5 protein-coding genes are annotated in these 8,560 nt (G+C 67.7%); all 5 read left to right on the forward strand.

Going from position 1 to position 8,560, the window contains the following annotated elements:
- Nucleotides 1-64 precede the first annotated feature (64 nt).
- Genes AC6I6U_RS20875 through AC6I6U_RS20895 form a run of 5 tightly spaced genes read left to right on the forward strand, consistent with a single transcriptional unit; the run spans nucleotide 65 to nucleotide 8,483 of the window.
- On the forward strand, nucleotides 65-2,071 hold the full coding sequence (locus AC6I6U_RS20875) for a TonB-dependent receptor (RefSeq protein ID WP_497877920.1): 2,007 nt from the start codon (nucleotides 65-67) through the stop codon (nucleotides 2,069-2,071).
- A 1-nt stretch (nucleotide 2,072) separates the two neighbouring features.
- A complete protein-coding gene (locus tag AC6I6U_RS20880) occupies nucleotides 2,073-3,338 on the forward strand; it encodes an MFS transporter (RefSeq protein ID WP_497877921.1) in 1,266 nt (421 codons plus the stop codon).
- Complete coding sequence (locus tag AC6I6U_RS20885; protein ID WP_497877922.1) at nucleotides 3,335-4,930, forward strand: thioesterase domain-containing protein; 1,596 nt, start codon at nucleotides 3,335-3,337, stop codon at nucleotides 4,928-4,930. The genes AC6I6U_RS20880 and AC6I6U_RS20885 overlap by 4 nt, the downstream gene beginning before the upstream one ends.
- Entirely contained in the window at nucleotides 4,927-6,732 is a 1,806-nt protein-coding gene (locus AC6I6U_RS20890; RefSeq protein ID WP_497877923.1) for an ABC transporter ATP-binding protein, read from the forward strand. Before AC6I6U_RS20885 ends, AC6I6U_RS20890 begins: the two co-directional genes overlap by 4 nt.
- Nucleotides 6,729-8,483, forward strand: coding sequence for an ABC transporter ATP-binding protein (locus AC6I6U_RS20895; RefSeq protein ID WP_497877924.1), 1,755 nt, complete (start codon nucleotides 6,729-6,731; stop codon nucleotides 8,481-8,483). The genes AC6I6U_RS20890 and AC6I6U_RS20895 overlap by 4 nt, the downstream gene beginning before the upstream one ends.
- Nucleotides 8,484-8,560: the final 77 nt, after the last annotated feature.

Consider the following 8,560-nt stretch of genomic DNA (forward strand, 5'->3'; position numbering starts at 1 on the left):
GGGGTAGATCGTCGCCTTACAGATAGTAATAGTTCTTATTATCAAAAATAGACGATCTGCCAACATGAAAAAAACCAACTTCCTGCCGTACCCGCTGTCTCTTCTCGCACTGGCTCTGGCTACCCCGGCGCATGCCGAAGACAGCAGCAAGCCCACCCTCGAACTGCCGGCCCTGACGGTCAAGGCCACCAAGCGCGACCAGAACCTGCAGGACATCCCCGGTGCCGCCGACGTGGTCACCCCCGAGGAAATCCTGCCGCGTGGTCTGCGCCGGGTCGATCAGCTCGACCGGGTGTTCACCGACGTGCACATCCGCCAGCGTTCGTCCCGCGCGTTCGACAACTTCACCATCCGCGGCCAGTCCTCGCCGGACTTCTACAACCCTGCTGCGCAACTGCTCATCGACGGCCTGCCGCAGGACCAGGCCCTGCTCTCGCAGATGCTGCCCCAGGGCCTGGAGCAGGTGGAAATCCTCTATGGTCCGCAAGGCACCCTGTATGGCCGCGGCGCAGTCGGCGGGGTGATCAACGTGGTCACTCGCAAACCCGATGACCAGGCTCGTTTCGATGCCAGCATCGACGCCAACAAACGTGGCCAAGGCGTGCAGGTATTGGCCAGTGGGCCGTTGGTACCGGGTGCCCTGTTCGGCGACGTCGCCGTCGGCACCGTCGACAACCGCGGCGAACTCAAGGACATGTACACCGGCTCGCGCCTGGGCGACAACGACGACAGCAACGGCCGCATGCGCCTGCGCTACGCCCCCGATGGCAGCCCGCTGGACGTGATGGTCAGCGCCGCCCGCGACGTCACCCACTCGGACGAGGAGTACTTCATCGTCAACGGCGACAAGGACTCGCGCCGCGTACTGCCGATGGAATCGCACTACCGCCTGGTGACCAACAGCTACGGCCTGCACGCCGACTATGACCTGGGCTCGATGGTGCTCAGCGCCCTCACCGGCTACCAGACCCGCGACAACCAGCGCACCGTGTTCGGCAGCTACACCCCCGAGCAGCAGCGCACCATTTCCCAGGAACTGCGCCTGGCCTCGCGCCAGGAACCCGGCAAGGCACTGGACTTCGTCACCGGCCTGTACGCCGAAGACCTCGACTTCAAGCGCGAGATCCCGCTCTACGCCCTCGACTCGCACCAGGACATCCGCTCCTACGCCGCCTACGGCGAAGTCACCTGGCACGCCACCGACCGTCTGGACATCACCCCCGGCATCCGCTTCGAACAGCAGCGTACCGACGTCGACACCCGCTTCGGCGCCCTGTCGATGGACAACGACAAGCGCGACAACGCCACTTCGCCCAAACTCGGCATCAACTACAAGCTCACCGACGACGTGTCGGTCTACGCGCTGTTCAGCACCGGTTTCAAGGCCGGCGGCTTCACCCGCGCGGTCACTCCGCAGAACATCGACTTCAACTACGCGCCACAGAAGACGCGCAACTACGAGGTCGGCTTCAAGGCCAACCTGCTCGACAACAGCCTGGAACTGGCTGGCGCCGCCTACCTGATGCGCATCAAGGACTATCAGTTGTCGGTTGGCCCGGTTCAAGGCCAATACCTGCAGAACGTTGGCGACGCGCGCACCCGTGGCGCCAGCCTGACCGCCAAATGGCAGGCCACCGATGCCCTGCGGGTGAAGGCCGGCGTGGCAGTGAACAAGTCCGAGTTCCGCAACTACCAGGACCCGACCGGCGCCTCCAGCAATGACCTGTCGGGCAACATCCTGCCCTACGCGCCACGCAGCACCGCCAACCTCGCCGCCGAGTACGTGTTCGAACTGGGCAATGGCATGACGCTGACGCCACATGCCGGCGTGTCCTACATCGGCAAGACCTATTTCGATGAAGCCAACACCATGGTCCAGGGTGGCTACTCGCTGCTCGACGCCGGCCTGTCGTGGCAGATCAACCGCAACCTCTCCACCGACTTCTACGTCGACAACCTGGCCGACAAGACCTACGCCGTGTACGCCTTCAACGCCGGGGCACCGATCGGCACCGCCTACCAGGTGGGTGAAGGCCGCCTGGCCGGCTTGCGTGTCAACCTGAGCTTCTGACATGACTGAACGCCCCCTCACTGTCGACAACCTGGGCCAGCGTCCCGCGTCCCTGCCTGGCCTGCTCGCCGCCTTTGGCGGCCTGTATGCCAGCCAGGGGCTGCTCAGCGGCCTGGCCCACGAGGGCCTGCCGGTGCTGCTGCGCGCCCAGGGCGTGGGCCTGGACAAGATCGGCCTGCTGTCGCTGCTGTTCCTGCCCACGGCCATCAAGTTCCTCTGGGCCGCACGCACCGACCGCCTGGCGGGCAACGTCCCCGGCGGTCGGCTGCGCCTGGCCAACACCCTGCAGGGGCTGCTGGCAATCGGCATGCTGCTGGCCATCGCCCTGCCCCCGGCCACGGCGCTGACACCGCTGATCGCCCTGCTCGGGGTGCTGATGCTGGTGATGGTCACCCAGGACATCGTCACCGACGGTACCGCGGTACTGAGCCTGTCACGCCCGCAACGCGGCCTGGGCAATATCATGCAGATCGGCGGCAGCTACCTGGGCTACATACTCGGTGGCGGCCTCTGGGTGGCGCTGGCCAGCCGCAGCGGCTGGCCGCTCGCCACGGGTTACCTGGTGATCCTCCTGGCACTGTGCGCAGTACCGGCACTGTTGCTGCGCCAGCGCAGCCTGCCACTGCCGGCCCGGGAAACGCCCCAGGTCGTCGAGCCTCCCAGCCTGCGCCGGGCCTGGCAACGCCCGGCGGTGCGCTGGGGGATGGCCTGCGTGGTGAGTTTCCAGGCACCGGTGCGCTGGTTTACCGCAATCATGCTCACCTACCTGGTCGACCGCGGCTTCGACGTGTTGCAGGTGGGACTGCTGTCGAGCAGTGGCATCGCCCTGTCCGGCATCGCCGGTGCCTGCCTCGGCGGACTGCTGCTGGAGCGGGTCGGGCGCCAGCGCATGGTCCGGGCCAGCCTGTTCTGCTACCTGCTGCTGCAAATGGGCTACCTGGCCCTGGAGAGCCAGGGTGGCACGAACAAGGTGGCGCTGATCGCAATCTTCCTGGCTTTCTGCCTGTGCATGGCGATGGGCTTCGTGGTGCTCTACAGCCTGATGATGGACTGGGCTTCACCCGCCCAGGCCGGCACCGACTACACGGTGCTGCAGTGTACCGACGCGCTGTGCGCGCTGGTGCTGGGGCTGAGTGCCACGCAGTTCACCCATCACTACGGTTATGCCGCCAGCTTCGCCGTCGCCGGGGTGCTGGCACTGCTCGGCCTGGTCCTCGCACCACGTTGCCAGGCACGCGCCAGCGCCGCCGTGGAGCCGGGCCAATGACCACGGCCGTGCACCTGACCCGGCTGGTCTACGGGCGCCTCGACGAGTTGAGCCAGGCGTTGCAACTGGATCGCCAACTGCAGTGGTTGTGCCACGGCATCGCTGGCGAACAGCCGCAACAGGCACTGTTCCAGGCCGCGCTCGACGGCTTGCCGATCGACGGGCGCCGGGTGCTGGACCTGGGCTGCGGCCGCGGCGGGGCCCTGGCTAGCCTGGCCCGCCACGGCGCGGCTGCGTCGCTCACCGGCCTGGATGTATGCCCCGAACAGATCGCCGCCTGCCGCCGCCAGTTCGCCGACCTGAAAATCCGCTGGCAGGTCGCCGACGCCTGCCACCTGCCCCAGCCCGCTGCCAGTTGCGACCTGCTGCTGGCGGTAGAGCTGTTCGAAGGCGTGCACGCTCCCGCCAGCCTGTTGCACGGTGCCGCGCGGGTACTGCGGCCCGGCGGCCACCTGCTGGTTGCCGACCTGCTCGACGACGAGGCCTGGCAACGGTTGCTGGCCAAGGCCGCGACGCTGGGCCTGGTCTGCACCCGTACGCTCGACCTCAGCGCCGACGTGGCCCAGCACATTGGCAATTCCGCACCACACCACGACACACTCGCGAGCGACACGGCTGAAGACGACTTCATCCAGCAAGCCTTCCGCCAGGGCCGCGACCGCACCGCGCAGGCACTCGCGCAGGGTCGACTGCGCTACCTGGCCTTGCACCTGCAACGCGACACCCGTCCCTGCCCACTTGCCCCGCAGATTGAATGGCAACTGCCAGCGCCGTCATCGACGGACGAGGGCAGCGCCGCTCCATTGCCGATGCTCGATTCGCCTCGCGAGGTCTTCCCCCAGGGCGAACCCGACCACGAAGGCCTGGCCGTGTTCGCCTTTCCCTTCGGCGGCGGGGGGGCCTCGCTGTTCGCCGGTTGGCGTGCAGCGCTGGCCGACAGCATGGATTTCTGCCCCGTGCAGTTGCCTGGTCGCGAAGGATTCCGCCTGAATTCGGCACTCCCCGACATGGCCGGCTGGGTACAGTGGTGCCTGGCGCAACTGCGCCCGCAACTGGCTCGCCGCCAGGGACCTTTCGTGCTCTACGGCCATTGCCTGGGCGGCCAACTGGCCTACGAACTGGCCCTGGCGCTACAGGCCGAAGGCACGCCGCCCATGGCCTTGTGGCTGTCGGCCAGTGCCCCGCCGGACATGGCCGTCAGTGCCCGCCTGGCGCGCCTGCTGCAGGTCGCCGAACTGCGCGGCACCGACCTGCCGGCGCTGCTCGCACTGCTCGGCGGCACCTCGCCCCAGGTGCTACAGGCACCGGCCCTGCTGGCCGCCGTCAAGCACACCCTGCTGGCGGATTTCCAACTGGCCTGCCGCTACCAACGCAGCGACCTGCCTGACCTGTACTGCCCCATCCACGGTATCGCCGGGCTGCGCGACAAGCTGGTGCCCGCCAGCCACATGCACGGCTGGCAGCGCTGCGCCCGCGCCGGTTTCCAGCTCGAACAGCTCGATGGCGAACACTTCTTTCTGCGCGATCAGCGCCCACAGCTTCAGGCCCGGCTGCGCCGGCTGGCCGAACTCACGCTTGCGGAGTCTCCATGACCGAATCCACCCCTACCCCCGAGACCGGCTTCGCCGCCCTGCTGGCGCTGGTCGGCAACCAGCGCCGCCGGCTGATCGCCGCGGCACTGTGCAGCGCGGCGTCCGGCATCCTGTCGATTACCCCGTTGATCGCCGTGTACCTGATCCTGCTGCGCTACGCCCAGGGCGATGCCGCGCGCTTCGCTGACGTCCTGCCGATCCTGGCGTGGAGCGGCGCGGCGATGCTGCTGCGCTGGGTGCTGTTGTGCAGTGGCGGAGTGCTTTCGCACCTGGCGGCGTTCGACAGCCTGCACACCCTGCGCCTGGCCCTGGCCAACAAGCTCACCCGCCTGCCGCTGGGCTGGATCGACGCGCGCACCGCGAGCATTGCCAACCAGGTGCTGCGCGAGGATATCGACCGGCTGGAGCAGTTCATCGCCCACCACCTCAATGACAGCGCCGCCGCCCTGGCCCTGCCGCTGGCCAGCGCCGTCGCGCTGTTCTGGCTGGACTGGCGCATGGCCCTGGCCACGCTGGTCACCGTGCCGCTGGCGGTAGGCGTGCAGATTCTGCTGTTCAAGCGCATCCCGCAGGTCATGGCCGAGTACGGCCAGGTCAACGCCGAACTCTCGGCGAGCATCGTCGACTACGTGCAGGGCATCGCCGTGGTCAAGACCTACCTGCGTGGCGAAAACGCCACCGGCCGCCTGGAAAACGCGATCGGCGCCTACCGCGATGTCATCGGCCGGATGGTTTCCACCACCGTCCCCGGCTGGTCGGCGTTCACCGTGGTGATCGGTGCCAACAGCCTGTTCATCCTGCCCATCGGCGGCTACTTCTACCTCAACGGCAGCCTCTCGCTGCAGGCTTTCACCCTGTGCCTGCTGCTCGGCCTGGGCATCACCCGGCCACTGTTCGCCCTGGCGTTCTTCGGCAACCTGATGCGGCTGGTGCAGGCGGCCAACAGCCGTGTGCAAACCCTGCTGCGGGCGCCGGAGCTGGGCAACAGCGAGCCGGCGCCGCTGACGGCCACCCCCCATGCCCTGGCCTTCGAACACGTCGACTTCGCCTACGACGACGGCGCCACGGTACTGCATGACATCAGCTTCACCCTACCCCATGGCAGCCTCACCGCCATCGTCGGGCCCAGCGGCGCCGGCAAGTCGACCCTGGCACAACTGATGCTGCGCTTCTGGGACGTGCAGCAGGGCCGCATCACCCTGCAGGGTCGCGACGTGCGTGCCTGGCCGCTGGGGGAAATCCACGACCAGGTGGCCTATGTCATGCAGGACGTGCACCTGTTCAACCAGAGTGTGCTGGACAACATCCGCCTGGGCCGCAGCGACATCGACGAAGCCCAGGTGATCGAGGCGGCCAAGGCGGCCCAGGCCCACGAGTTCATCCAAGCCCTGCCCCAGGGTTACCAGACCCTGCTCGGCGAACGTGGCGCACGGCTGTCGGGGGGCGAGCGGCAACGCCTGTCGATCGCCCGGGCCCTGGTGCGCAACGCACCGATCGTGGTGCTTGACGAAGCCACTGCCTTCGCCGACCCGATGAATGAAGCGCAGATCCTCCAGGCCCTCGGCACCCTCACCGCCGGGCGCACGGTGGTACTGATCGCCCATCGCCTGGCCAGCATCGTCGAAGCCGACCAGATCCTGCTGCTGGAGGCCGGGCGCATCCGCGCCTGCGACACCCACGCCCGGCTACTGGCCAGCGAGCCGCTCTACCAGAAGCTCTGGCACACCCAACAGGCCAACGCCGATTGGCGCCTTGGCAGCCACACGGCCCAGCATTCCAACCTGGAGGCTGTACACCCATGAATATGCTCCTGGCGGTTTTCCGTATCACCCAGAGCCCCGACAACGGCCGGGTGTGGCGCAGCATCGGCTGGCGCCTGGGCGAAGCGCTGTTCGCCACCGTCCCCTACGGGGTGCTGTACATCGCCCTGCGCGAAATGTTCGCCGGCAGCCTGGACGGTACGCGGCTGGTCTGGCTGACGCTGGTCCTGCTGTTCAGCCTGGTCTTGCAACTGGGGTGCAACCTGGCGTCCAACCTCGGCGGTTTCCTCGGCGGCACCGGCATGATCTGTGACCTGCGCCTGCAACTGGCCGCGCAGCTGCGTCGCCTGCCCCTGGGCTTTCACAGCCGTAGCCGCAGTGGCGAACTCAGCGCCGTGCTGGGGGAAAACGCCACCCAGGTCGAGGAAGCCTTCACCCACCTGACCGGCGAGCTGTTCGGTCGCCTGGGCATCGCCCTGCTCAGCGGCGCGCTGATGCTGCTGATCGACTGGCGCCTGGGCCTGGTGGCGCTGTTCGCGGTCGGTGCCGGCAGCCTGCTGGCCCTGGCCCTGCGCCGACGCTTCGCGACCATGAGCCGGGCCAAGCACGCACAACGGGCGACTGTCGCCAGCCAGTTGCTGGAGTTCGTCCAGGGGATCAAGGTGATTCGCGCCTTCGGTCTCTCGGCCGAACGTTTCGGTGCACTGGAAGCGGCCATGATCCAACTGCGCCGCCTGTCCATTCGTATCGAAGTGGTCGCCGGGCTGCTCGCCGTCGGCTTCGCCGTGCTCCTGGAAATCGGCCTGCTGGCGCTGCTCGGGCTTGCGGTGTACCTGGCGGTGCAAGGTGAACTGGCGCAACCGCTGCTGATCCTGATGCTGGTGCTGGCACACCGGTTCTTCGCCATGCTCGGCGAGTCGGCCACGCTGATGGCCCAACTGGCGTTCTATCGCAAGAGCCTGGAGCGCATCGAGACCCTGCTGGACGAACCCTGCCTGCTGGAGCCGACGGTCAGCCTGCGACCGCGCGACCACGGCATCCAGGTGCGCAACCTGAGCTTCGCCCATACCGGCGGCGCGGCGGCCCTGCGCGATATTACCTTCGACGCTCCGGGCGGCAGCATCACCGCGCTGGTGGGCGCCAGCGGCGCCGGCAAGACCACCCTGGCACAACTGCTCGCGCGGTTTCACGATGCCGATGCCGGCCAGGTGCTGATCGGCGGCGTCGACGTACGCCACATGCGCCAGGACGAACTGCTGGCGCGCATCGCCTTCGTGTTCCAGGACACCCACCTGTTCGCCGACACGGTCGAGCACAACCTGCGCATCGCCCGTCCCGAAGCCACCCAGGCCGAACTTGAGGCTGCCGCCCGCGCCGCCTGCTGCCACGACTTCATCATGGCCCTGCCCGACGGTTACCAGACCCGCCTGGGCGACGGCCTCAACCTGTCCGGCGGCGAACGCCAGCGCCTGTCGATCGCCCGTGCGCTGCTCAAGGATGCGCCGATCGTGATCCTCGACGAGGCCACCGCCGCGCTCGACAGCGACAACGAAGCGGCCATCGCCCAGGCCCTGAACGCACTGACCCGGAACAAGACCGTGATCGTCATCGCGCACCGCCTGTACACCCTCACCGAGGTGCAGCAGATCCTGGTACTCGACCAGCAGACCATCGTCGAGCGCGGCACCCACGCCCAACTGCTCGATGCCGGTGGCGTGTACGCGCGCTTCTGGGCCCAGCAACAAGGCACCCGGCACTGGCGCATCCGCTCGCGGGATAGCGCCCTGGCCTGACCCGCCCCCTCTCACTCGCTCATTCGAACAACGCGGCCCCCCGAAGGAGGCCGCGCAGGAACCGCCTACCCCGAAAA

Source organism: Pseudomonas sp. UTLPPB19802, from assembly GCF_059730225.1.